We start from the raw sequence: 24,467 nt of genomic DNA, 5'->3' as shown, positions 1-24,467 counted from the left end.
TCGGTCCGACGGAGGCGGCGCGATGACAGCGGCAGACCTGACCCCTTACGCCCATCTGGTCCTGCGGGAGGCGAGCCTGCCGGAGCTGCCGAACCATTACCGCGGCAAGGTCCGGGACAATTACGACCTGCCGGACGGGCGCCGCATCCTGATCAGCAGCGACCGGCTCAGCGCCTTCGACCGGATCCTCGCCGCGATCCCCTTCAAGGGGCAGGTCCTGACCCAGACCGCCCGGCACTGGTTCGAGGCGACCGCCGACATCTGCCCGAACCACGTCCTCGCCTACCCGGACCCGAACGTGGTGGTGGGCCGCTGCCTCACCATCCTGCCGGTGGAGATCGTGGTGCGCGGCTATCTCGCCGGCACCACCGCGACCTCGATCCTGACGCAGTACAAGGCCGGCGCCCGCACCCTCTACGGCCACCGCCTGCCGGACGGGATGCGCCCGAACGAGCCCCTGCCCGCCCCGATCATCACGCCCACCACCAAGGCGGAGGCCGGCGCCCACGACGCGCCGCTGACCGAGGCGGAGATCCTCGCGAAGGGCCTCCTGAGCCCCGAGCAGTGGCGCATCGTCTCGGAGGCGGCGCTCGCGCTCTTCGCCCGCGGGCAGGAGGGGGCGGCGGCGCGCGGCCTCATCCTCGCCGACACCAAGTACGAGTTCGGCACCGACGCGGCGGGAGAGATCGTGCTCGCGGACGAGATCCACACGCCCGACAGCAGCCGCTACTGGTTCGCCGAGAGCTACCCCGAGCGCTTCGCCGAGGGCGCTGCCCCGGAGAGCTTCGACAAGGACTTCGTGCGCAACTGGGTGGCCGCGCGCTGCGACCCCTACCGGGACGACATCCCCGAGATCCCGCAGGATGTCGTGATGGAGACGGCCGCGGTCTACATCCGCGCCTTCGAGACGATCACGGGGCAGCACTTCCCCCTGCCCGACCGGGACGAGCCGCCCCTCGAGCGCATCCGGCGCAACCTCGCCGCCTATCTCGCCGCGTGAGCGGGCTGGCGCTGGATCCCGGCTTCTTCGCGCTGCTGACGGGGAGCCACGCCCGGCTCGTCGGCCGGCCGCTGGTGCCGGCGGGGTGCGGGCCGGACTGGCTCTACGCGGCGGCGCCCTTCGCGGTGCTCGCCCATGACGGGGCGGCGGACCCGCGCTTCGTCTATGCCAACCGGACTGCGCAGGGCTGCTTCGGCTACGATTGGGACGCCTTCACCGCCCTGCCCTCGCGGCTCTCGGCGGAGGCGCCGGAGCGCGCTGCCCGCCAGGCGCTCCTCGACCGCGTCGCCCGCGACGGCTTCGCCACCGGCTACCGGGGCGTCCGGATCGCGGCCTCGGGCCGCCGCTTCTGGATCGAGGACGGCACGGTCTGGCAGCTCGTCGACGCGGACGGCACCCCGCGCGGGCAGGCCGCGACGTTCACCCGCTGGCGCGACGCCTGAGAGCGGGTGCGGCCGCCCGCCGCCAGCGTATCAGGCGCGCGCTGCCTTAACATGAGGCAATGAATTCTTCGGCTGTATTATCAGGCGGTACTATTTACCGACCGATGAGGAAGGTACAACCAAAGTAACACAGGGCAATGACGTCGGATGAGCCGGCCTGTAGGCCGGGCTTGCCACAGGGAGCGATGGTTCCTACGCCGCCACGCGGCGACGCTCTCCCCGTCCCTTGCAAGCCGCGGTGCCGCGTTCATGGGTTCAGCGTCGAACGCCGAGTTGGCTCCGCTCCTGCGCAAGCTGGAGAGCATCGCAACCCTCTCGGACCCGGCGCGCGAGGCCGTCGCGGCGCTGCCGATGACCGTGCGCGTGGTCGAGGCGCGCCACGACCTCGCGCGCGACAAGGACCGGCCCACCCATTGCTGCGTCGTCCTGACGGGCTGGGCCTGCCGCTGCAAGCTCCTGGACGAGGGACGGCGGCAGATCCTGTCCTTCCACGTGCCGGGCGACATCCCGGACCTGCAGAGCCTGCACCTGAAGGTCCTCGATCACAGCCTCGGCACCGTGACCCAGTGCCGGGTCGGCTTCCTCCCGCACGAGGCCCTGCGCGAGCTCAGCGTCCGCTTCCCGGATGCGGCGTCCGCCCTCTGGCGCGACACGCTGATCGATGCATCGATCTTCCGCGAGTGGATGACCGGCATCGGCCGCCGCACGGCGCATGGCCGGATCGCGCACATCATCTGCGAGATGTACCTCAAGCTCCACGCCGTCGGCCTCGCCGAGAACGACCGCTGCCCCTGGCCGGTCACGCAGACCGACATCGGCGACGCGCTCGGCCTGTCGAACGTGCACGTCAACCGGGTGCTGGGGGATCTGCGCGCCCAGGGGCTGATCGGTCCGCGGGAACGCGACCTCGTCATCCTGGACTGGGATGCGCTCCGCGCGCTGGGCGAGTTCGACGAGACCTACCTGCACATGGAGAGAAAGGCCGCCGCGTGACCCTGCATCTCAGGCCCGTGCGCGTCGCGACCGGCAGCGGAGACGAGGAGGGCCGGCTCGTCTTCGACGGCGAGCGCTTCCTGTGCGTGCTGGTGCGCCTGTCGGACGCCTACGGGCCGGACGCGGACAAGTGGTTCCTGGAGGTGGGGGTCGGGCGGCTCGACGGCCCGGACCATCCCACCTTCGCCGATCTCGACGCGGTGCAGGACTGGATCGCGCGACGCCTCGCGAGACGGCTCCTCAGTTCCTGAGCGGCGCCATCGGCTCGGCCATGCCCCGGGCGGCGAGTGCCGCCAGCGCGCAGGAGGCGACCCTTGCCTGGCGGGAATCGGCCCGGCTCGTGAGGATCACGGGCACCCGCGCGCCGAGGACGAGGCCGGCGCAGGCCGCGCCGCCGAGATAGACCAGCGACTTGTAGAGGCTGTTGCCGGCGTCGAGGTTCGGCACCAGCAGGATGTCGGGCTCGCCCGCCACCAGCGAGACGATGCCCTTGGTGCTGGCCGAGGCCGTCGAGACCGCGTTGTCGAAGCCGAGCGGCCCGTCGAGGATGGCGCCGGTGATCTGGCCGCGATCGGCCATCTTGCAGAGGGCCGCCGCATCGATCGTCGAGGGCAGCGAGGGGTTCACCGTCTCGACGGCCGCGAGGATCGCGACCTTCGGGTTCGCGATGCCGAGGCCGTGGGCGAGGCCGACCGCGTTCCGCACGATGTCGGCCTTCTCCAGGAGGCCCGGCGCGATGTTGACCACGGCGTCGGTGAGCATCAGCGGCTTGTGGTAGGCCGGGCAATCGAACCAGAAGACGTGGCTCGCCCGCCGGCCCGTGCGCAGGGGCGAGTCGCGCCCGACCACCGCGCCGAGCAATTCGTCCGTGTGCAGCGAGCCCTTCATCAGCGCACCGACCTCCCCCTGCGCCGCGAGCTCCACCGCCCGGCGCGCGGCCGCGTGGGGGTCGCCCGCCTCGACGATCCTGAGGTCCGACAGGTCGAGGCCCTCGTCCTGCGCCACCCGGCGGATCAGCTGGGAGGGGCCGATCAGGACGGGCTCGATGAAGCCCTGCTCGCCGGCCTCGATCGCGGCGGCGAGCGCCCCCGCCTCGCAGGGGTAGACGACGCCGACCCGCAGGCTGCCGCAGCCGAGGGCGAGGGCGGTGAGCGCTCCGAGCTTCGGGTAGCTCGGCGGCATCGGCAGCATCGTCGTCGGCATCTCGGTCATCACTGGGCTCTCGGCGTTGCCTCGGGATCAAGTCAGGTCAGGGTCGCCGCCAGCGCCTCGGCGGCCGAGCGCAGGGCCGGCAGCCGCTCGGCGGCGTTCTCCCGCGAGAGCCGCACCACCGGGGCCTGCAGCGCCAGCGCCGCGAGGCAGTCGCGGCCGGTCCGGTCGAGGATCGGCACCGCGATGCAGAACAGGCCGGACAGGTATTCCTCGTCGTCGAAGGCGTAGCCCTGGCGCCGGACCCGGCCGAGCTCGGCGTCGAGCGCCTCGCGCTCCGTCAGGGTGTTGGCCGTGTGCCGCTCCAGGCTGAGGCCGCCCAGCAGCCGGGCGCGCTTGGCACCCGGCATCATCGCCAGGAAGATCTTGCCGCTCGCCGAGCAATGGGCCGGCACCCGCGAGCCCTTCTGGAAGGCGACGCGCAAGGGGGCCGCCGCCTCGACGCGGTCGAGATACATCACCTCGCTCCCCTGCAGCACCGTGAGGTTGCAGGATTCGCCGAGGTCCCGCGCGACCCGCTGCAGGATCTGGTGGCGCTGCGTCGAGCCCGGGTTGTTCGACAGGATCGCGAAGGCGAGCGCGGTCGCCCGCGCGGCGAGCTCGTAGCGCCGCCCGTCCGGCAGGCGCCGCACCAGCTCGGCGCCCTCGAGCATGGTCAGCCAGCGGTGCAGCGTCGGCTTGGGCAGGTTGGCCGTCTCGGTGAGCTCGGCGAGCGTCGGGGCGTGGTCCATCGCCGCGATGGTCTCCAGGAGCGTGAAGGCCTTCAGGGCCGGCGAGGATTCGGTGCTGTCTTCCATCGGTCGATCGAGTCCTATTCCATTTTTCAGAATGTGAGAAGCAAAAAAATGAGATGGCGCTTGCGTGCGACGGGATTGCGGCGCTAGTCTTCAACCGTGCGGCGAGGCCGGAGGCCCGCACGGACGGGGCCGACGCGGCCCCCGGGGTGAGCGTGCGGCTCGCCCGGCGACGATCCGCCGACGCGGTGCCGCGATCGGGCGCCCGAGGAAGCAGCCGAGGATGCAACCATGAGAATGACGACCGAAGAGGCCTTCATCAAAGTCCTCCAGATGCATGGGATCGATCAGGCGTTCGGGATCATCGGCTCGGCCATGATGCCGGTCTCGGACCTGTTTCCCAAGGCGGGCATCACCTTCTGGGATTGCGCCCACGAGACCAATGCGGGCCTGATCTGCGACGGCTACACCCGCGCCACCGGCCGGATGGCGATGGCGATCGCCCAGAACGGCCCCGGCGTCACCGGCTTCGTCACTGCGATGAAGACCGCCTACTGGAACCACACGCCGATGCTCCTCGTGAGCCCGCAGGCCGCCAACCGGACGATCGGCCAGGGCGGCTTCCAGGAGGTGGAGCAGATGGCCCTGTTCAAGGACATGGTCTGCTACCAGGAGGAGGTGCGCGATCCCGTCCGCATCGCCGAGGTCCTCAACCGGGTGATCGAGAAGGCGTGGCGCGGCTGCGCGCCCGCGCAGATCAATGTGCCGCGCGACTTCTGGACCCACGAGATCGACATCGCGCTGCCCCAGATCGTGCGCCTGGAGCGCCCGGGCGGCGGGCGCGCCGCCATCGCCGAGGCCGCCGAGCTCCTCTCCGAGGCGAAGTTCCCGGTGATCCTGAACGGGGCGGGCGTCGTGATCGGCGACGCCGTGGCCGAGTCGGCCGCGCTCGCCGAGCGTCTCGACGCCCCCGTCTGCTCCGGCTACCAGCACAACGACGCCTTCCCCGGCAGCCACCCGCTGGCCGTCGGCCCCCTCGGCTACAACGGCTCGAAGGCCGCGATGGAGCTGATCGCCAAGGCCGACGTGGTGCTGGCGCTCGGCACCCGGCTCAACCCGTTCTCGACCCTGCCCGGCTACGGGATCGATTACTGGCCCAAGGGCGCCCGGATCATCCAGGTTGACATCAACCCGGACCGGATCGGGCTGACGAAGCCGATCACGGTGGGCATCTGCGGCGACGCCAAGCAGGTGGCCCGCCAGCTCCTGGAGCAGCTCTCGGCCAAGGCCGGCGATGCCGGCCGGGCCGAGCGCAGGGCGCTGATCCACCAGACCAAGTCGGCCTGGCTCCAGACCCTCTCCTCGATGGACCACGAGGACGACGATCCGGGCACGCGCTGGAACGTCGAGGCGCGGGAGCGGGACGGCGAGCGGATGTCCCCGCGCCAGGCGTGGCGGGCGATCCAGGCCGGCCTGCCGCGGGAGGCGATCCTCTCCACCGACATCGGCAACAATTGCGCGATCGGCAACGCCTACCCGACCTTTGAGAGCGGCCGGAAATACCTCGCGCCCGGCATGTTCGGCCCCTGCGGCTACGGCTTCCCGGCGATCGTCGGCGCCAAGATCGGCTGCCCGGACACCCCCGTCTTCGGCTTCGCCGGCGACGGCGCCTTCGGCATCTCGATGAACGAGATGACCTCGATCGGCCGCGCGGAATGGCCCGCCATCACGATGGTGATCTTCCGCAATTACCAGTGGGGGGCGGAGAAGCGGAACACGACCCTCTGGTACGACAACAACTTCGTCGGCACCGAGCTCGACCCGAAATTGAGCTACGCTAAGATCGCGGAGGGCTGCGGCTTCAAGGGCGTGCGGGTCGAGACGACGGCCGAGCTGACCCACGCCATCCGGCAGGCCGGCGAGGCGCAGGCGCAGGGCGTCACGACCTTCATCGAGGTCCTCCTCAACCAGGAACTCGGCGAGCCCTTCCGCCGGGACGCGATGAAGAAGCCGGTGCGGGTCGCCGGGATCGAGGCCGCCGACATGCGCCCGCAGCGCCCGCCGATGTGACGGGCCGAGGCCAGGACGCGATCGCGGGCCCCCTCCCGGCCGGGAGGGGGCCCGTTTTCGTTCGGCGGTCCGTCGCGCCCACCTCTCCCGTCCGGAAGAGGTCGAGTCGGCGTCAGCCGACCGGGTGAGGGGTGCGACCTCTCCGGAAAGACCCAGGTCCCTCACCCTGTCCCTCTCCCGAACGGGAGAGGGGACCCGCGCCCGATCAAGGCCGCCCCCTTGCGCCCGCCCGCGTGCCGACGCCCGGGAGAGGTGGGCGCTCGGCCCCTCAGCCCAGCCGCAGCCCGTGGATCAGCCCGAGGCTGATCAGCAGGAGCAGGGCGAGGGAGAGGGTCACGGCGGCCGTCACCCGGCCGCCGACGCGGCCGATCACCCGCACGTCGACGCCGAGGCCCAGCGCCGCCATCGAGACCACGGTGAGGAGGCCCGCCGTCCGGGTGATCGGCCAGATCGCGGCGTCCGGCACGAGGCCGAGGGAGCGCAGCCCCGCGAGCCCGAGGAAGCCGAGGATGAACCAGGGGACCAGCTTGAACAGGTCGAAACGGCGCCGGCCGGTTTCCGCCGGGCCCGCGTCCCGGAAGCGGGCGGCCATCAGCGACAGGGTGACGACGACGGGGCCGAGCATCAGCACCCGCACGAGCTTGACCAGCGTGCCGATCTGCGTGCTGACGAGCCCGGCCGGGACGGTGGCCGCCAGCACCTGCGGCACCGCGTAGACGGTGAGCCCCGCCAGGACCCCGTACTGGGTGGCGCTGAGCCCGAGGAACGGGATCAGCAGCGGCAGGCCGAGCACCATGACGACGCCGAGGATCGCCGTGAACGAGATCGAGGAGGCGACGTCGTCGCTGTCGGCCCCGATCACCGGCGCCACCGCGGCGATCGCCGAGTTGCCGCAGATCGCGTTGCCGCAGGCGATCAGGATCGAGATTCGCGGCGGCAGGCCGAGCAGGCGGCTGATTCCGTAGCTCGCTCCGATGGTTACGAAGACGGCGGCGATGATCGCGCTCAACAGGAGCGGGCCCGAGGCGATGATCGCTCCGAGGCTGATCGAGGCGCCGAGCAGCATGACCGCCACCTCGAGGAGCTGCTTGGCGCTGAAGGCGATGCCCGGCCGCCAGCGCGGGCTCGGCTCCCAGAGGGTGCGCAGCGCCATGCCGGTGAGAATCGCGATGACCAGGGCCTCCACGTAGGGATGCCCGAAGGCCCGCTCCTCGCCCTCCTGCAGGGCGATGGAGAGTGCGGTGACGGCGGCGCAGAGCCCGACGCCCGGGCCGAGCTCGCCGAGGCGGGCGCGCCAGCGCTGCAGGCCCGAGGGCGCCCGCACCGGCCTGTTGTCCTGCAGCAACGATCCGCTCCCCTTGGCTTCCGACACCCGACGCCTCAGGCCGGCAGGGTCCTGCCGGCCGGCGCCGCCTCCGCTTCCCGCCGCCCGGCCCGGCCGATCCAGATCGCGGAGCCCGCGCTGATCAGGCCGGCCAGCGCGCAGTAGGCGCAGACCAGCCAGGGCCGGTCCGCCCCCGAGACCTGCAGGAGCGCGGTGGCGACGATCGGCGTGAGCCCGCTCGCGAAGATGCCGGAGAATTGGTAGACGAACGAGATCCCCGTGTAGCGCACCCGCGCCGGGAACAGCTCCGAGAACAGGGCCGCCTCCGGCCCGTAGACCGAAGCATAGAGGATGCCGAAGGGCACGATCAGGGCGAGCCAGATCGCCGCAATGCTCTCCGGGAAGGTCAGGAAGACCCAGAAGGCCGGGAAGGCGGAGAACCCCGTGGCGAGCGAGCCCCAGGCGTAGACCCGCGTGCGCCCGAGGCGGTCCGAGAGCCAGCCGAACAGGGGGATCGTCCCGCACAGGACGATCGCGGCGACCGCGACCCCGAGCAGCGCTTGCGTGCGCGGCACGTGCAGGGTCTGGGTCAGGTAGCCGATCGAGAAGACCGCGAAGATGTTGAACAGGACGCCGTCGACAGTGCGCGCGCCCATGCCGGCGAGGACGTTCTTCGGGTAGCCGCGGATCATCGCGACGAAGGGGATCGCGGCCTCGCGGTTCTCCTCCTTCACGGCCGCGAATTCCGGCGTCTCCATCACGTTGAGGCGGATATAGGCGCCGACGGCGACGAGGGCGACGCTGAGCAGGAAGGCGAGCCGCCAGCCGTAGGCCAGGAACTGCTCCTCGCTCAAGCTGTAGGAGAGCAGCGCGACGACGCCCGAGGCGAGGCAGAGGCCGAGGGCGAGGCCGATCTGCGGGATGCTGGCGTAGAGCCCCCGGCGCTCCGGCGGCGCGTACTCGAAAGCCATCAGCACCGCCCCGCCCCACTCGCCCCCGAGGCCGATGCCCTGGACGACGCGCAGGACCAGCAGGAGCACGGGTGCGGCCACCCCGATCTGCGCGTAGGTCGGCACGAGGCCGATCAGGAAGGTCGCCACGCCCATCAGCATCAGGGTGATGACCAGCATGCTCTTGCGGCCGATCCGGTCGCCGAAATGCCCGAACACGATGCCGCCGAGGGGGCGCGCCACGAAGCCGACGGCGAAGGTCGCGTAGGCCAGAAGCGTCGAGACGAGGGGGTCGCTCGCCGGGAAATAGAGCTTGTTCAGGACGATGCCGGCCACGACCCCATAGAGGAAGAAGTCATACCACTCGATCGTCGCGCCGATCAGCGCCGCCGCGACGACCCGCCGGAGGCCGCCCGGCCGCCCGGCCTCCCCGGTGCCTCTCCCGATCTCCGCCATGCCCGTCTCCCTGATCGACCCGCTCGGATTACGTCGACGTGCCCCCGCTCCCTCCGCGCCGGGGCGTGCCGGCGGAGGCAGCGGGTGGTTATCCGCACCGGGCTCCCTCTCCCGTTCGGGAGAGGGGCGGGGTGAGGGGTGCGACTGGTCCGGATGACGCTGGATCCCTCACCCGGTGCGCTGACGCGCCCTCGACCGCTCCCGAACGGACGCGGTGATCCGTCCCCCGGATAGCCTCGTCCCGCGCCTCCGCCAGGATCATGTCGGAGGCCTTCTCGGCGATCATCACCACCGGGGCGCTGGTGTTGCCGGAGATGAGGGTCGGCATGATCGAGCAGTCGACGACCCGCAGCCCGTCGAGACCGTGCACCCGCAGCCGGGCATCCGTCACCGCCATCGGGTCGTCGCCCATCCGGCAAGTGCCGGCCGGGTGGAAGATCGTGGCGCCGGCCTCCCGGGCGAAGTCGAGCAGCGCCGCGTCGCCCGCGACCGCGGGGCCGGGCTTGTGCTCTTCCGCGAGAAGGTCCCTCAGCGCCCGCGTGGCGGCGAGGCGCCGGGCGAACTTGATGCCTTCGACGGTGCAGGCCCGGTCGGTCTCGGTGGTGAGGTAGTTCGCCCGCATCACCGGCGCCGCGAACGGGTCGGCGCTGCGCAAGGTGACGCTGCCGCGCGATTCCGGCCGGAGCTGGCAGACCGAGAAGGTGCAGCCGGACCAGGGATGGGGCTTGGCGCCGGCGAGATCGGCCGAGAGCGTCGCGAAGTGGAACTGGATGTCGGGGCCGCCCGCGCCCGGCATGACGCGGGTGAACAGGCCGCCCTGGTTGATCCCGACGGCGAGGGGGCCGCTCCGGGAGAGGAGCCATTGTAGGCCGATGCGGGCCCGGCCCCGCAGCGTGGCGAGGTCGTCGTTCGTGGTGATCGCCCTTGCCACCCGGTACATCAGCCGGACCTGGAGATGGTCCTGCAGGTTCTGCCCGACGCCCGGCAGGGCGTGCCGGACCGGGATGCCGTGGCGGGCGAGTTCGTCCGGCGGACCGATGCCGGAGAGGAGCAGGAGCTGCGGGCTCTGCAGGGCGCCGGCGGCGAGGATCACCGCGCGGGCGGCCCGCGCCTCGCGGATCGCCCCGCCCTGCCGGTAGCGGATGCCGGCGGCGCGTCGCCCGTCGAGGATCAGGTCCGTCGCGTGGGCCTCCACCTCGACCCGCAGGTTCGGGCGTCGGGCGGCCGGGCGCAGATAGGCCACCGCCGTGCTGCAGCGCCAGCCGCGCCGGGTGAAGAGCTGGTAGTAGCCGACGCCTTCCTGGTCGCCGCCGTTGAAATCCCCGGTGCGGGGGACGCCGAGATCCTGCGCACCCGCGATGATGGCCTCGATCAGCGGGTGGGGGGCCCGATGTCGGAGCACCAGAGCGGCCCCTCCGCACCGTGGGCCGGGCTCGGACCGCGGCTGTTGTGCTCGGAGCGGATGAAGTAGGGCAGGACGTCCTTCCACGACCAGCCCGGATTGCCGAGGGCGGCCCAGTGATCGTAATCCGCGGCCTGCCCGCGGATGTAGATCAGGCCGTTGATGGAGCTCGACCCGCCGAGCGTGCGCCCGCGCGGCCAGTAGATCCGCCGATCCTTCATGGTCGGCTCGGGCTCGGTGTAGAAACCCCAGTTCAGGGTCTTGTGGAACATCGTCTTCCCGTAGCCGATGGGAAGATGGATCCAGGGCGAGCGGTCGCGCGGGCCCGCCTCCAGCAGGAGCACGCGGTGCCGGCCCTCCGCGGAGAGGCGGTTGGCGAGAACGCATCCGGCGGTGCCGCCCCCGACGACGACGTAGTCGAAGTGGTCGCGCTCCATCGCCGACGCCCTCGCCCGATCGCGGTTCCCCGTCGCAGCCGTTTTGCGATTAAATCTCGAAAAACGGTACGTTGCGTTCGATTAGATGAGGAAATGGCGCATGTGTCAATGCGCGAGGCGGCCGATCGCGCGGGCCGTCCGCGTTCCGGAGGGGTCGGGCTCCGGCTACGTTCTGTCTGCGGGCCGGGTGCGGGACGCTCAGTTGCCGGGGAAGACCAGCGCCTCGTTCTGCTCGTTGCGGGCGATCTGGAGCATGTGCCACTTCACGCTCGCGGCCACCCGCTCCACCGAGACCCCCGAGCTCGCATGCGGGGCGGTGGCCTGCGTCGCTTGAAGCTGCGCCAGGCTCGTCGCGAGGTAGAGCGCCACGGCGAAGGGAAGGATCTTCTGCAGGCGGTCGAGGTCGTTCATAGGGGCGCGGAAATCGAGGCTGCGGGACGCCCTCGAATTATCACAGCCTCTTGTGCAGTGCAAAAATATCCGGCCGACGACGCTGCATGGCAGCAATGTCAGGACGGCGCGTTGCTGAGTTCGGCCACGATGTACTGGGCGAGATGCTCGGCCGCCGGCGCGATGCCGCTCGGTTTGCGTTGCAGTACGATCTCCAGGGCCGGCAGGTCCGGCAGGCCGTCGGCCCGCCCGAGGCGGCGGACATGCGGGCTGAGCGCGCAGAGCGGGAAGATCGAGACCGCGAGCCCCGCATGGACCGCCGCCTGCAGGCCGGCGATGCTGTCGCTCACGGCGGTCACGGTCCAGGACCGCCCCACATGGCCGAGCGCGTCCAGCGCCCGCTGGCGGTAGAGGCTGCCCGCGGGCAGGAGCGCCAGCGGCAGCGGCTCGCTCGCGCTGATCGTGCAGTCGCGGGCCGCGACCCAGATCAGCGGCTCCTCCCGGACCGTGGTGCCGCCCTCGAATTCGGGCTGGCGCGTCATCAGGGCGATGTCGATCTCCTCCCGCTCCAGGGCCGCGTGGAGGTGGATGCTGCGCGAGCAGCGCAACTCGATCTCGATCTGCGGATAGGCGCGGGCGAAGCCGCCGAGCACGGCGGGCAGCAGGAAGGCCGCGTAGAGATCCGGCACGCCGAGGCGGACATGGCCCGCGATGTCGGGCGCCTGGAAGCGTTCGCGGATCTCGTCGTTGAGGCCGAGGAGGGTGCGGGCATAGGCGAGCAGCATCTCGCCCTCGCGGGTGAGCGTGAGGTGGCGGCGGTCGCCCTCGAAGAGCGGCTTGCCGAGCGCCTTCTCCAGGCGATGCATCTGGTGGGTCACCGCGGGCTGGGTCCGGCCGACCTGCTTGCCCGCCAGGGTGATGCTCCCGGTGTCGTTGACCGCCACGAAGGTGCGCAGCAGCGGAATCTCAAGATCCGGAATCATTCCGATCAATTTCCTGAATGATCGCGATGCAGACAATAAATTTCCCGTGACCGTTGGCAATGGCTAGCGTGTCATCCCGTGGCACGGTCCCACCCCCGATTCAGGCATCCAAGACCTGATGGAAGACCGCGCCGCGAAGGTTGAGGAACGCCGAACGGCCGTCGAGGACAGTCTCGGAAGGTGCCTGATCTTGTGCGCCGACCCAGCTCGACTTCGCGGACCCTGTCAGGAGGGCAGCATGCTTGGGCTCAGTCGTTTCAAGGCCACGGACCGCGTCCTGTTCATCATCTGCCTGATGTACCTGGTCACCTACATCGACCGGGTGAACATCGGCACCGCCGCGCCCGCGATGCAGAAGGAACTCGGCCTCACCAACACCGAGCTCGGCCTCGCCTTCTCGGCCTTCGCCTACCCCTACGCCTTCTTCCAGATCGCCGGCGGCTGGCTCGGCGACCGCCTCGGGCCCCGGCTGACCCTGCTGATCTGCGGCGCGATCTGGTCGGCCGCGACCGTGATGATCGGCTTCGTCGAGGGCGCGATGTCCCTCGTCGCGGCCCGCTTCCTCCTCGGCATCGGCGAGGGCTCGGCCTTCCCGACCGCGACGCGCGCCCTCTCCAACTGGATGGCGGCCGACCGGCGCGGCTTCGCGCAGGGGATCACCCACGCCTTCGCCCGCTTCGGCAACGCGGTGACGCCGCCGATCATCGCCTTCCTGATCGTCGCGCTCTCCTGGCGCGATTCCTTCATCATCATCGGCCTGATCAGCTTCGCCTGGGTCGCCCTGTGGTGGTTCTACTTCCGGGACGATCCGCGCGACCACAAGCACATCACCCAGGCCGAGCTCGACGTGCTGCCAGCGAGAAGGATCGCCTCCGAGCGCAAGGCCGTGCCGTGGCGCCGCCTCCTCCGCCGGATGATGCCGGTGACGCTGACCGACTTCTGCTATGGCTGGACCCTGTGGCTGTTCCTCAACTGGATCCCCTCGTACTTCCTCCACCAGTACAACCTCGACATCAAGAAGTCGGCCATCTTCGCCTCGGGCGTGTTCTTCGCCGGCGTCGTCGGCGACACGGTGGGCGGCATCGTCAGCGACCGCATCCTGCGCCGGACGGGCAGCGTCTCGAAGGCCCGCGTCAGCGTCATCGTGGTGGGCTTCCTCGGCGCCTTCCTGTTCATGCTGCCGGTGCTGTTCGTGACGGACCTCGTCACCATCGCCCTCTGCCTCAGCGGCGCGTTCTTCTTCGCCGAGCTGATCGTCGCCCCGATCTGGGCGGTGCCGATGGACATCGCGCCCCAGCACGCGGGCACCGCGAGCGGCTTCATGAACTTCGGCTTCGGGCTCGCCGGCATGATCTCGCCCGTCGTCTTCGGCGCCATCATCGACGCGACCGGCCGCTGGGACCTGCCCTTCGTGGCCTCCCTCGGCCTCCTGCTCCTCGGCGCGGTCCTGGCGCTGCGGATGCGCCCGGACGAGCCCTTCGTCGACGACGTCGAGCCGGAGTCCCCCCTCGCCCGTCCCGTGCCGGTCAGGCCCACCGCCTGACCGGGAAGGGCCCGCGGGGGCCCGCTCACGACCGCAACCCTTTCCCCTCGTTCCCAGGAGTCGCCCATGTCCGTCGCCGTCGCCCCGACGATCGGCCGGTCCGAGCCGCTGCCGATCCCCCCGAAGACCGCGGAGAGAACGTTCGATCCCGCTCCCGTCGAGGCGGTGATGCGGCGGGCGCGCGCCGCTCAGAAGCTCTTTTCCGAGGTCGACCAGGAGGGGGCCGACGCCGCGGTGCGGGCGCTCGCCTGGTCCCTCTACAAGCCCGAGAACGCCCGCGAACTCGCCGAGCTCGCGGTCGCCGATACGGGCCTCGGCAACGTCGCCGACAAAATCGTCAAGAAGCAGCGCAAGACCTTCGGGACGCTCCGCGACCTGCTGCGCGGGCGCTCCGTCGGCGTCATCGAGCAGGACCACGCCAAGGGCCTCGTGAAATACGCCAAGCCCATGGGCGTGATCGGCGCGGTGACGCCCTCGACCAATCCCGGCGCCACGCCGGTCAACAAGGCGATGATGGCGGTCAAGGGCCGCAACGCCATCGTCATCGCCCCCTCGCCGCTGGGCTACCGGACCACCGCCCGCATCGTGACCCTGATGCGCGAGGAGCTTGAGCGGATCGGGCTGCCGGCCGATCTCGTGCAGATCCTGCCCGATCCCGTGACGAAGGACTCGACCGAGGCCCTGATGCGAGCCTGCGACCTCGTCGTGGTGACGGGCTCGCAGGACAACGTCCGGCGCGCCTATTCGAGCGGCACGCCCGCGATCGGCGTCGGCGCCGGCAACGTGCCGGTGATGATCGACGAGACCGCCGACCTCGACGCGGCGGCGCAGAAGATCCGGGACTCGAAGATCTTCGACAATTCGACCTCCTGCTCGTCGGAGAACAGCGTCGTCATCGTCGATGCGGTCTACGACCAGGCGATCGCGGCGCTCGAGCGGGCCGGCGCCTATCTCTGCACGCCGGCGGAGAAGGAGCGGATCCGCGAGCGGCTCTGGGTCAAGGGCAAGCTCAACCGCGACCTGATCGCCCGCGACGCCCCGGTCCTCGCGGAGGCCTTCGGGCTGCCGCCGGAGGCCGCGGACAGGAAGTACTTCCTCGTGGAGGAGGACGGGGTCGGGCGCGCCCACCCGTTTTCCGGCGAGAAGCTCGCCCTCGTCCTCACCGTCTACCGGGCGGCGGACTTCGCCGCCGCGAAGGCGCGGGTGGCCGAGATCCTGGAGCACCAGGGCAAGGGCCATTCCTGCGGCATCCACACCACCGACATGGCCCGCGCCCGGGAACTTGCCGCCGACCTCGACGTGGTGCGGGTGCTCGTGAACTTCGCCCACACCTTCGGCAACGGCGGCGGCTTCAATTCGGGGCTCGGCTTCACGCTCAGCATGGGCTGCGGCTCCTGGCAGAAGAACAGCATCTCCGAGAACCTGAGCTACCGCCACTTCCTCAACATCACCCACCTCGTCACCCCGATCCCCGAGGACCGGCCGAGCCCGCGCGACCTGTTCGGGCCGCACTGGGAGCGGATCGGATACGTCGAGGACACCGCAGCGGAGGCCGGCCGATGAACTTCCTGGAACACGTCGCCAAGGCGCGGGTGCTCGCGCCGGCCGGAATCCCGGTGCCCCGCTCGGTGCTCTGCCGGACGCCCGAGGAGGCGGAAGGCGCCTTCGCCGATCTCGGCCCCTGCATGGTCAAGGCGCAGGTGCCGACGGGCAAGCGGGGCAAGGCCGGCGGCATCAGGGCCGCCCGCTCATCCGAGGAGGCGGCGGAGGCCGCCCGCGCCATCCTCGGCATGACGATCGACGGGCATCCCGTCGGCTCGGTGCTCCTGGAGGAGCGGGCCGAGATCGCCCGCGAGTTCTACGCCGCGATCCTCAACGACACGGGCAGCCGCCGCCCCCTCGTCCTGTTCTCGACGGAAGGGGGCATGGACATCGAGGAGGTGGCGGAGACCCGCCCCGAGGCCCTGCGCCGCCACGCGGTCGACCTCGACCGGGGCTTCGGCGAGGCGGAGGCCCGCGCCCTCGTCGCGGGTCTCGACCTCGGCGCCGCGGCGGAGGCGATCCCGTCCATCCTCGCCGGCCTCTACCGGATCTCCGGCGCGGTCGATGCGGAGCTGATCGAGATCAATCCGCTGGCGCTCCTCGCCGACGGGCGCGTCGTCGCCCTCGATTGCAAGCTCACACTCGACGATGCCGCTTCCTTCCGGCAGGCGGACCTCGCGGGCCAAGCCGCGGCCGAGCCGATGACGGACCTGGAGCGCGAGGGGCTCGCCCAGGGGCTCAAGTTCATCCAGCTCGACGGCAATGTCGGGGTGCTGGCGAACGGGGCCGGGCTCACCATGACTACGATGGACGTGATCAGCCATTGCGGCGGCCGGCCCGCCAACTTTCTGGAGATCGGCGGCGAGGCCTACACGAAGTCGGAGGCGGCGCTCCGCCTCGTGCTGGCCAATCCCGGCGTGAAGAGCCTCGTCGTCAATTTCTGCGGCGCCTTCGCCCGCACCGACGTGATGGCGGAGGGCGTCGTGACCGCCTGGAAGCGGCTCGCCCCGAGTGTGCCGGTGTTCTTCTCGATCCACGGGACCGGTGAGGACGAGGCGGTGCGCCTCGTGCGCGACGGGCTCGGCGTCGAGCCCTACGACCTGATGGAAGACGCGGTCCAGGCCGCGGTGGAGGCAGCCCGATGATCATCTATCGCCAGCACGCCCGCGTCCTCGTCCAGGGCATGACGGGCAAGCAGGGGAGCTTCTGGACCGAGAAGATGCTCGCCTGCGGCACGCAGGTGGTGGCCGGCGTCAACCCGAAGCGGGCGGGCGAGCGCCATCTCGGCCTGCCCGTCTACGCGACGGCCCGGGCCGCGATGGCCGAGACGCCGTTCGACTGGGCGGTGATGTTCATCCCGCCGGCAGCGGCGCGCGAGGCCGCCCTCGACGCGATCGAGGCGGGGGCGAAGACCGTCGTGATCCTCACCGAGCACATCCCGGCCCGCGACGTGATCGCGATCCACCACGCGGCCGCGCGCCGCGGCACGCGGATCGTCGGCCCGAACACGGCCGGGATCGTGACGCCGGGCGAGGGCTTCGTCGGCATCATGCCGGGGCACAACGGCAACATCTTCCAGCCGGGCGAGGTCGGCGTCATCTCGCGCAGCGGCAGCCTCGGCACGCTGATCTGCCTCAACCTGACCCGGGCGGGGATCGGCCAGTCGGCCTTCCTCGGCATCGGCGGCGACCCGATGATCGGCACGACGACCCGCGACGCGCTCGAAGCCCTCGACCGGGACGCCGGCACCCGCGCCATCGTGATGGTCGGGGAGATCGGCGGATCGATGGAGGAGGAGGCCGCGGCCTACGCGGCCGGGATGAGCAAGCCCGTCGTCTCCTTCATCGCGGGCCGCGCCTCGCCGCCCGGCAAGAAGATGGGCCATGCCGGCGCCATCGTCTCGGGCGCCTTCGGGAGCTACGCGGGCAAGCGCCGGGCGCTGGAGGCGGCGGGCGTCGCCGTCGCCGACACGCCGGGCGAGATCCCACACCTGCTGCGGGCGGCGTTCGGCCTGCCGCGGACGGCGGAGGGCGTCACCCTGCACGCGTGATCGGGTGTTCTCGCGGATCCCGGGTCCCGTCGTGGGGCCCGGGCGCGCCTCAGGCGCTGAACAGGGCCTGGATGTAGGTCGTGACGGCGGCGACGGAGCCGAACTTCTCGGCGAAGTCCGGGTCGAAATAGGCCACGCGGGCGGCGACGATCCCGATCACCAGGATCCAGAACAGCCCGACGCCCGAGCGCAGCACGGCGCGTGAGACCGGGCCCTGCCGGGCCTCGCCGCGGCCGACGGCGCGCAGATCCTGCGTCACCGCCTCGCCGAAGGGATCAAACTGAATCTGGCGCATGGAAGCCGCGATACCGACAAGCAATCACGCGGATTCATGTCGTGGAGGCGGGCCCCAAAGCAATGGTGGTGTTTTGCAAATTTCCGCTCTGAACGAGACGTTTCTTCTCCATCGGCGCGAGATGGAGAGAAGTTTTGTCTTTCTCGGTCGGATGAGCTCTCAGAACCCGCTGCGGCCCGCGTCGAAGGCGCCGAGGAACGCCACGAGATTGCGCGGCAGCGCCTCGCAGAGGTAGCCGCCCTCCTGGACGAGGAGCGTCGGCAGCCCGAGCCCGGCGATCATCCGGGCCGCCTGCCCGAAGCCCGCGCCGGTCACCCGGAGCACCCCGATCGGGTCGGCCTCGGACGCGTCGAGGCCGAGCGCCACCACGAGCGCGGCCGGCCGCGCGGCGGCGACCTCGTCGAGCGCCGCGCCGATCGCGCCGAGCCAGGGGCGGTCGCCGGAGCCGTGGGGAGCGGCCGGTTGCGGTTGCGGCCCACCCCCTCCCCGGCCCCGGTCTCGTCGGCGTAGCCGGCGAAGAACGGGAAGTAATCGGCCGGGTCGGCGTGGACCGAGAGCGTGAGCACGTCCGCCCGCCGGTAGAAGATGCCCTGCGTGCCGTTGCCGTGATGCACGTCGATGTCGAGGATCGCGACGGGGCCGCCGGTCGCCGCGCGCAGGCGCTCGGCGGCGATCGCCGCATTGTTGAGGAAGCAGAAGCCGCCCGCGGAATCCGCGTAGGCGTGGTGCCCCGGCGGCCGGCACAGGGCGTAGGCGCACCCCTCGGCGAGGGCGCAATCGGCGCCGCCGATCGCCGCCTGCGCCGCGGCGTAGACCGCCTCCCAGGTCCCGGCACGGATCGGCGTCGAGGTGTCGGCGAGGTGGAGGCCGAGGCGCCCGAGCAGCCCCGTCGGCGCGCGGTGCATGTGGGGCCGCGCGAAATGCCCCGTCAGGATCTCCTCGCCGACATCCGGTATCTCCCCGCGCCGCTCCCAGGCGGTGCGCAGGAAGTCGACATACGCGGCCTCGTGCACGGCGCGGATGGGGTCGAGGCCGTGATCCGCCGCCCCGGTCAGCCGGTGCCCCGCCCCGGCCGCGGCGTCGCGCAGGACCCGGTAGCGCTCCGCCTGCTCCGGATGCGGGATCAGGCTGCCGCGCCGGAAGAACTGCGTGGGGTCGTGCCGAACCGAGCGCGCGTCGTGGACGATCCGCATGGAAGCCTCTCCTGCCCCGCTCTGCCTAGAGCCTGGGCGAGGTCCGGGGAAGCCGCGGGGTTCCGGATGCCGATTTAACCAATACTGTCGAACGCTGTCGCCTGTCCCAGGTCCGGGCACCGGAACTGCTGACGGATCTCACGCGAAGACAATCCGTCCCTCATCGAGAAGGGGGCGGTGCTGATTTCGGACAATGGGGAGCCGACATGCGCGAGAACGACATCCTGGCCTTGCTGACCGTCTCGTTCCTGGGAGCCTGCGCGGTCATGCTGTCGCTGCCGAGCCCTTCGGCTGCCGGGCCGGCGGGCCAAGCTGCGCCTGCGCCGGCCAAGCCCGCGGCCGCTCCTCTGCCCGAGACGGCCGCATCGGCGCGGCCCGAGCCCCGCCGCGTCCGCGTCGTCTACCCGGATTACCGTTCGTGAGCCTGCGGCCCGCGTCTCAACAGGGCCCGTCGAGGGCCTGCGCGGCCGGCCACATGTCGAGGGATATCATCAGGTCCCGCCGGCGGCGGAGCATCTCGATGGCGTCCTGAGCCGCGGGGCTCGCCTCGAACAATTCCGCCGGATGGGCCTTGCCGAGCGAGGCGAAGACCCGGTCCGCAAACTCGGCGCCGTTGGCCTCGATGATCCGGGCGATCTCAGCCAGCGTCATGCCTGCCTCCGAATAACCGCGTTCCCAGCGAATCGCGGCCACATTGCATGATGCAATCCCGCAACGGTCAAGCCTGAAATTTCCGAAGTCTGATTTTCATCGCCCCGTCCCGCGCGGGTTCCGCTCGGCAAGGGGCGCGGCGGAGCCTTCAATCTCGACCGGACCGGGCGCGGGTCCCCTCTCCTGTTCGGGAGAGGGACAGGGGGAGGGATCCAGGTCTTTCCGGAGAGGTCGCACCCCTCACCCGGTGCGCTGACGCGCACTCGACCTCTCCCGAACGGGAGAGGTGGGGCGCCGGCCCCCTTCAACCCCGACGCCGACACATCGGGGACGTCAACACATCGGGCGCAAGTCCCCTCTCCCGTTCGGGAGAGGGGCAGGGCGAGGGGTGCGACCTGTCCGGAGATGTCGCACCCCTCGCCCGATACGCTCACAGGGCCTCGGCCTCTCCCTGACGGAGGAAGTGGGGCGCGGCCTCGCCGTTGCGCGCGACCCGCGAGCCCGCCCGCCGGTTCGGCCGAAAATTACAACTTCCAGGGAGGTGGAAGGTGCGGCGGGCGCGGCACACGACGTTCGCGCCGATGGCCGCTATTGCCAAATCATCCTGACGCTGACGTCCTGAATTTCCCAGTCCAATTTCCTTTTCATCATAAGTATATCGATCAGAATGGCAAGCTCCGCACGAAAGAATGCCATAATTGCATCTATGGGATGAAAGTCATCGCGTCCCGGATGAGTCTCCGGGATAAGAATTGACTCCCCTGCCCCACCATTCGCTGATGCTTGAACGTGCTGCGCGCCCGCGCGCCCGGGTCTCAATAAGACAACTGACAGTTTTGGGGGTATCATGTCGACGGTCGGATCGTCTCTGCGCCGGTCTCTTCTGATGAGCGTGCCGGTCTGGGCAGTCCTCGTGGCGGATGGCCGCGCCGATTGCCAGCCGGCCGTGCCCGCGAGCGGGCAGACCGTCACCTGCACGGGCACGCAGACCGGCGGCTTCGTCGCGCCGGCCGGCGCCACGGGCGTGATCGTGAATATCCAGTCCGGCGCCACCGTCAGCGGTTCGCAGCAGACGAGCGGCGGCAACAATCCCGGCAATTCGACCGTGCGGGTCAACGGCACGAGCACGGTCAACAATGCCGGCACGATCACCAACACGGCGCCGGTGAACCGCGACAATTTTGGGGTGAACCTCTACGGCAGCGGCATCACCCTCAACAACAGCGGCACGATCGCGCTCACTTCGCCGGCCGGCAGCACGACGCTCCGAATCTACGGGGCCTTCACGAGCGTGCAGGGTCAGCCGGCCAACACGACCTTCGACAACCTGGCCATCGTGAACAGCGGCACGATCCGGGTCGAGCAGAATGGCAACGGCATCGCCCGCGGCATCTATGCGGGCGAGACGATCGGGGCGCTCACAGTCAGCAACACCGCGACGGGCCTGATCTCCGCCACGCGCGGTACCACCGCCACCGCCTCCACCAGCGCCGTCGCCGCGATCGACTCGGACGACAACGTGAAGTCCGTCACGGTGAACAACGCCGCCGGCGGCCGCATCACCGCTGCGGGCGCCAACACCCAGGCCATCAGAGGTCGCGCCTCGTCCTTCGTCATCAACAACAGCGGCGCGATCACCAGCACCGACACGACCGCCGGCTCGGCCGCGATCGCCCTCTACGCCGACGACTTCGCGCAGCGCTACACAAGCACCATCACCAACACGGCGACGGGCGTGATCACCGGCGACGTGCGCAACACCGACGTCGACAACCAGAATGCGGCGAGTCCCATCGACAACCGCCGCTCCGGCACGATCGCCAATGCCGGCACGATCAACGGCAACCTGATCTTCGGCCACGGCGACCAGACGATCACCAACACCGGCCGCATCTCCGGCACCATCACGTTCCTCGACGTCGCCACCGCCGGCGCGGTCGCGGGCAGCGTCAACACAATCAACCTCGGCACCGGCTCCTCGATCGGCGGCGACATCACCGCCAGGGGCCTCGGCACCAACGCCATCAACCTCTCCGGCACCGGAACGCTCACCGGCACGGTCACCGGCTTCACGAGCCTGACCCAGACGGCCGGGGCCTGGACGCTCGGCGGCGGCTCGACCCAGAACCTGTCGGGCAACCTCACGGTGGCGGGTGGGACCCTGACCCTCGCGGCGGGCTCGACCCAGAATGTCGGCGGCCGGATCCAGGTGACGGGCTCGGGCGCGCAGCTCACCGTCAACACCACGATCACCGACAAGACCGTGCTCCTGTCAGGCTCCAACACCACGGTGGTCAACAACGGCACGCTCACCGGCACCGGCGCCGCGGGCCGGGCGAACAACGCGGGCACCCGCGTCTACGGCGTGCTCGCCGATTCCTCCTCCGGGGACATCGCGAACGTCGCGGTCGTCAACAACGGCACGATCGGCGTCACCGAGAACGGGGTCGGCATCTCGCGCGGCGTCTACGCGGGCGAGGACATCGCCTCGATGACGCTGACCAACAACGGCCGGATCTCGGCGACGCGGTCGGCCACCAGCACCGGGACCGCCGCGGTCGCGGCGGTCGATTCGGACGACGACGTCGTCGCGCTCACCGTGACCAACCGGACCGGCGGCCAGATCACCGGTACCGGCACGGGTGCGCGCGCCGTGCAGGGCCGGGCGCGCAGCTACACGCTGGTCAACGAGGGCACCATCACCGGCCCCGCGGGGGGCCAAGCGATCGTGATCTACGGCGCGGGCAACGCCAGCCTCACCAACGCGGCCTCGGGCACGATCACCGGCGACGTCCGCCTCGTCGACGCCGATTCGGCGAACCCCACCAACAATCGACGCAACAGCACCACGCTCAACGCCGGCCGCATCGCGGGCAATGTCGTCCTCGGCGCGGGCAGCCACACGCTGACCAACACCGGCACGATCACCGGCGGCATCACCCTCAACGACGTCGCCGCCAGCGTGAACACGGTCAATCTCGGCGCCGGCTCGGTGATCGGCGGCGCCATCACCGCGCAAGGCCGCGGCACCAACGCCCTGAACCTGTCGGGCACCGGCACGCTCGCGAGCAACGTCGTCGGCTTCACCAGCCTGTCGCAGGCGGGGGGCGCCTACACGCTCGCCGCGGGGACGACGCAGACCTTCTCGGGCGGAGCCTCCGTCACCAGCGGCAGCCTGACCGTGAACGCGACCCTCAACGCCGCGACGCGGGTCGGTGCGGCCGGTACGCTCGGGGGCACTGGCACGATCGGCGGCAACCTGACGAATGCGGGCACCGTCGCCCCGGGCAGCGCCGCCGCGCCGACAGGCACGCTCACCGTGACCGGCACCTACGTCCAGGCGGCCGGCGGCACGCTCCAGAGCGCGATCGCGCCCGCCGGCCAGGCCGCGCGGCTCGCGGTGTCGGGCACGGCCACCCTCGACGGCACGGTCCAGGTCAAGCCGACCGCCGGCGGCATCCTGCCGGGCACCCGCTACACGGTGCTGACGGCCCAGGGCGGCGTGCGCGGCGCCTTCGCCGCGGCGACCAGCGACGGGACCCTGCCCTTCCTGATCCGGCCGGTCGCCTCGCAGGACGCCAACAACGCCTACGTCACGCTCACCCAGCAGAGCTTCGCGCTGGTGGCACAGACGCCGAACCAGGCCTCGGCCGCCCGCGGCCTCGACGCGGCGCTCGCGAGCAACCCGACGGCTTTGCTCGCCCTCGACAGCCAGAGCAACGCGGCGCTGGCGGGAATCCTCGACCGCGCCGCGGGCCAGGGCTATGCCTCGATGGCCGACCCGCAGCTGCGCGCCGGCCGCGCCTTCACCGACCAGCTCGTCTCGCGCGCCTACACCGCGACCTTCGAGCCGGGCCCGACGCAGTTCACCCTGCCGCCCACCGTCTACGCCGCCGACCTGCCGCGGCGGGCGCCGGTGCCGGAGCCGAGGGTGATCGAGACGAGCCGCGGCTACGGCGTCTGGGCGACCGGCTACGGGCAGTTCGGCCGGGTGGAGAGCACTCCCAACGCCGCCGGCCGCGCCGAGACCATCGCGGGATTCGCGGGCGGCATCGACCTGCATCCGCAGGTCGGCACCGTGCTCGGCATCTCGGCGGGCTACGGCTCGGTCGATGTCAGCCTCGGCCGCACCGGCGAGCGGGCGCACACCGACAACGGCCAGGTCGGCGTCTACGGCGGCCTCACCAACGGCGCGCTCTACGCGAACGCGGCCCTCGGCTACGCCCGCGCCGAGGGACGCCTCGACCGCGCGCCCGTCTTCGCGGCGCTACAGGGCAACGGGGGGCGGGGCACCATCAGCGGCAACCAGTTCCTGTCGGCGGGCGAGGCGGGCTACCGCGTCGCCTACGCGCCGGGACAGGTCGTCGCGCCCTTCGTCGGGTTCCAGGTCTCGACCTTCGACCAGGACCGGGGGCGGGAGGTCGGCGGCGGCCTGTTCAACCTGAACGTGGCGGCGCAGGACTTCCTCTCGGCCCGCACCCTCGTCGGCGGCCGGCTCGAATCCTCCGCCACGCTCGGCGGGCGCGTCGTGACCGTGGCGTTCAAGGCCGCCTATGTGCACGACTTCGCCGATGTGAGCCGGACGATCAGCGCGGCCTTCGCGCTTGCCCCGGCCGTGCCCTTCGCGGTCACGGGCCGCCGCCTGGACCGGGACCGGGCCCTGATCGGCCTCGGCATCGGCACGCTGCTGGCGCCCGGGCTGACCGGCTTCGTCAATTACGACGCCGAGGTGGCTTCGACCGACTCGATCCAGGCCGTGCGGGGCGGGCTCCGCTACAACTTCTGACGGGGTAACGGGCGGT

Annotated in this window: 19 protein-coding genes and 2 pseudogenes; 11 read left to right on the top strand and 10 right to left on the bottom strand. The window is 70.9% G+C overall.

The features are described from left to right. The first annotated feature begins 22 nt into the window (after positions 1 to 22). The 4 genes from DK389_RS25520 to DK389_RS25505 all read left to right on the top strand — a co-directional run bounded on the left by DK389_RS25520 (position 23) and on the right by DK389_RS25505 (position 2,687). Positions 23 to 1,000, top strand: coding sequence for a phosphoribosylaminoimidazolesuccinocarboxamide synthase (locus DK389_RS25520; protein ID WP_109893867.1), 978 nt, complete (start codon positions 23 to 25; stop codon positions 998 to 1,000). Further along, positions 997 to 1,443, top strand: a complete 447-nt coding sequence (locus tag DK389_RS25515) for an MEKHLA domain-containing protein (protein ID WP_109893865.1) — start codon at positions 997 to 999, stop codon at positions 1,441 to 1,443. Before DK389_RS25520 ends, DK389_RS25515 begins: the two co-directional genes overlap by 4 nt. A 249-nt stretch (positions 1,444 to 1,692) precedes the next feature. Then, the gene (locus DK389_RS25510; protein WP_109893863.1) at positions 1,693 to 2,436 is read left to right on the top strand and encodes a Crp/Fnr family transcriptional regulator; all 744 of its coding nucleotides are present in this window, start codon (positions 1,693 to 1,695) and stop codon (positions 2,434 to 2,436) included. Next, on the top strand, positions 2,433 to 2,687 hold the full coding sequence (locus DK389_RS25505) for a hypothetical protein (RefSeq protein ID WP_109893861.1): 255 nt from the start codon (positions 2,433 to 2,435) through the stop codon (positions 2,685 to 2,687). Before DK389_RS25510 ends, DK389_RS25505 begins: the two co-directional genes overlap by 4 nt. Here DK389_RS25505 and DK389_RS25500 read toward each other — a convergent pair. Together DK389_RS25500 and DK389_RS25495 are read right to left on the bottom strand one after the other, a co-directional pair. Further along, complete coding sequence (locus DK389_RS25500; RefSeq protein WP_335645502.1) at positions 2,677 to 3,648, bottom strand: bifunctional enoyl-CoA hydratase/phosphate acetyltransferase; 972 nt, start codon at positions 3,646 to 3,648, stop codon at positions 2,677 to 2,679. The genes DK389_RS25505 and DK389_RS25500 overlap by 11 nt on opposite strands. Before the next feature lie 32 nt (positions 3,649 to 3,680). Then, on the bottom strand, positions 3,681 to 4,442 hold the full coding sequence (locus DK389_RS25495; protein WP_109893859.1) for an IclR family transcriptional regulator: 762 nt from the start codon (positions 4,440 to 4,442) through the stop codon (positions 3,681 to 3,683). Positions 4,443 to 4,670: 228 nt separating this feature from the next. Between DK389_RS25495 and xsc the strand changes: the two genes are divergently transcribed. Continuing rightward, positions 4,671 to 6,449 carry a sulfoacetaldehyde acetyltransferase gene (gene xsc / locus DK389_RS25490; RefSeq protein ID WP_109893857.1) on the top strand — a complete coding sequence of 593 codons (1,779 nt, stop codon included), beginning with the start codon at positions 4,671 to 4,673 and terminating at the stop codon, positions 6,447 to 6,449. Between the two features lie 268 nt (positions 6,450 to 6,717). Here the strand turns inward: xsc and DK389_RS25485 are convergent, their stop codons facing one another. The 5 genes and pseudogenes from DK389_RS25485 to DK389_RS25465 all read right to left on the bottom strand — a co-directional run bounded on the left by DK389_RS25485 (position 6,718) and on the right by DK389_RS25465 (position 12,391). Further along, positions 6,718 to 7,794, bottom strand: coding sequence for a YeiH family protein (locus tag DK389_RS25485; RefSeq protein ID WP_109893855.1), 1,077 nt, complete (start codon positions 7,792 to 7,794; stop codon positions 6,718 to 6,720). Positions 7,795 to 7,829: 35 nt separating this feature from the next. After that, positions 7,830 to 9,179, bottom strand: a complete 1,350-nt coding sequence (locus DK389_RS25480; protein ID WP_109893853.1) for an MFS transporter — start codon at positions 9,177 to 9,179, stop codon at positions 7,830 to 7,832. A gap of 241 nt (positions 9,180 to 9,420) precedes the next feature. Continuing rightward, positions 9,421 to 11,018 (bottom strand): annotated as a pseudogene (locus tag DK389_RS25475) (GMC family oxidoreductase); the annotation flags it as partial. 198 nt (positions 11,019 to 11,216) lie between these two features. Next, complete coding sequence (locus tag DK389_RS25470; RefSeq protein ID WP_109893851.1) at positions 11,217 to 11,429, bottom strand: hypothetical protein; 213 nt, start codon at positions 11,427 to 11,429, stop codon at positions 11,217 to 11,219. Between the two features lie 98 nt (positions 11,430 to 11,527). Next, on the bottom strand, positions 11,528 to 12,391 hold the full coding sequence (locus DK389_RS25465) for a LysR substrate-binding domain-containing protein (RefSeq protein ID WP_109893849.1): 864 nt from the start codon (positions 12,389 to 12,391) through the stop codon (positions 11,528 to 11,530). A 238-nt stretch (positions 12,392 to 12,629) separates the two neighbouring features. Here DK389_RS25465 and DK389_RS25460 point away from each other — a divergent pair, with 238 nt between their 5' ends. The 4 genes from DK389_RS25460 to sucD all read left to right on the top strand — a co-directional run bounded on the left by DK389_RS25460 (position 12,630) and on the right by sucD (position 17,526). Then, positions 12,630 to 13,934 (top strand): MFS transporter, encoded by a 1,305-nt coding sequence (locus DK389_RS25460; protein ID WP_109893847.1) that lies wholly within the window; start codon positions 12,630 to 12,632, stop codon positions 13,932 to 13,934. 66 nt (positions 13,935 to 14,000) lie between these two features. Beyond that, positions 14,001 to 15,497, top strand: coding sequence for an acylating sulfoacetaldehyde dehydrogenase (gene sauS, locus DK389_RS25455; protein ID WP_109893845.1), 1,497 nt, complete (start codon positions 14,001 to 14,003; stop codon positions 15,495 to 15,497). Then, positions 15,494 to 16,621: a succinate--CoA ligase subunit beta gene (locus tag DK389_RS25450; protein WP_109893843.1), complete on the top strand. Its 1,128-nt coding sequence runs from the start codon at positions 15,494 to 15,496 to the stop codon at positions 16,619 to 16,621. The genes sauS and DK389_RS25450 overlap by 4 nt, the downstream gene beginning before the upstream one ends. Next, positions 16,618 to 17,526 carry a succinate--CoA ligase subunit alpha gene (gene sucD / locus DK389_RS25445; protein WP_194075110.1) on the top strand — a complete coding sequence of 303 codons (909 nt, stop codon included), beginning with the start codon at positions 16,618 to 16,620 and terminating at the stop codon, positions 17,524 to 17,526. The genes DK389_RS25450 and sucD overlap by 4 nt, the downstream gene beginning before the upstream one ends. A gap of 49 nt (positions 17,527 to 17,575) precedes the next feature. On the opposite strand, the gene DK389_RS25440 is transcribed toward sucD, so the two are convergent. Then, positions 17,576 to 17,821: a hypothetical protein gene (locus DK389_RS25440; protein ID WP_109893841.1), complete on the bottom strand. Its 246-nt coding sequence runs from the start codon at positions 17,819 to 17,821 to the stop codon at positions 17,576 to 17,578. Between the two features lie 159 nt (positions 17,822 to 17,980). After that, positions 17,981 to 19,014: pseudogene (locus tag DK389_RS25435) on the bottom strand (histone deacetylase family protein). A gap of 206 nt (positions 19,015 to 19,220) precedes the next feature. Between DK389_RS25435 and DK389_RS33500 the strand changes: the two are divergent. Continuing rightward, positions 19,221 to 19,436, top strand: a complete 216-nt coding sequence (locus DK389_RS33500; RefSeq protein WP_194075109.1) for a hypothetical protein — start codon at positions 19,221 to 19,223, stop codon at positions 19,434 to 19,436. Between the two features lie 16 nt (positions 19,437 to 19,452). On the opposite strand, the gene DK389_RS25425 is transcribed toward DK389_RS33500, so the two are convergent. Then, on the bottom strand, positions 19,453 to 19,665 hold the full coding sequence (locus DK389_RS25425; RefSeq protein ID WP_109893839.1) for a hypothetical protein: 213 nt from the start codon (positions 19,663 to 19,665) through the stop codon (positions 19,453 to 19,455). Between the two features lie 847 nt (positions 19,666 to 20,512). Between DK389_RS25425 and DK389_RS25420 the strand changes: the two genes are divergently transcribed. Then, complete coding sequence (locus DK389_RS25420; protein WP_162560851.1) at positions 20,513 to 24,451, top strand: autotransporter outer membrane beta-barrel domain-containing protein; 3,939 nt, start codon at positions 20,513 to 20,515, stop codon at positions 24,449 to 24,451. Positions 24,452 to 24,467 lie beyond the last annotated feature (16 nt).

The organism is Methylobacterium durans, from assembly GCF_003173715.1.
Lineage (GTDB): Bacteria > Pseudomonadota > Alphaproteobacteria > Rhizobiales > Beijerinckiaceae > Methylobacterium > Methylobacterium durans.
The sequence above is the reverse complement of the archived record's forward strand: the minus strand, read 5'-3'. Positions and strand labels throughout refer to the sequence as shown.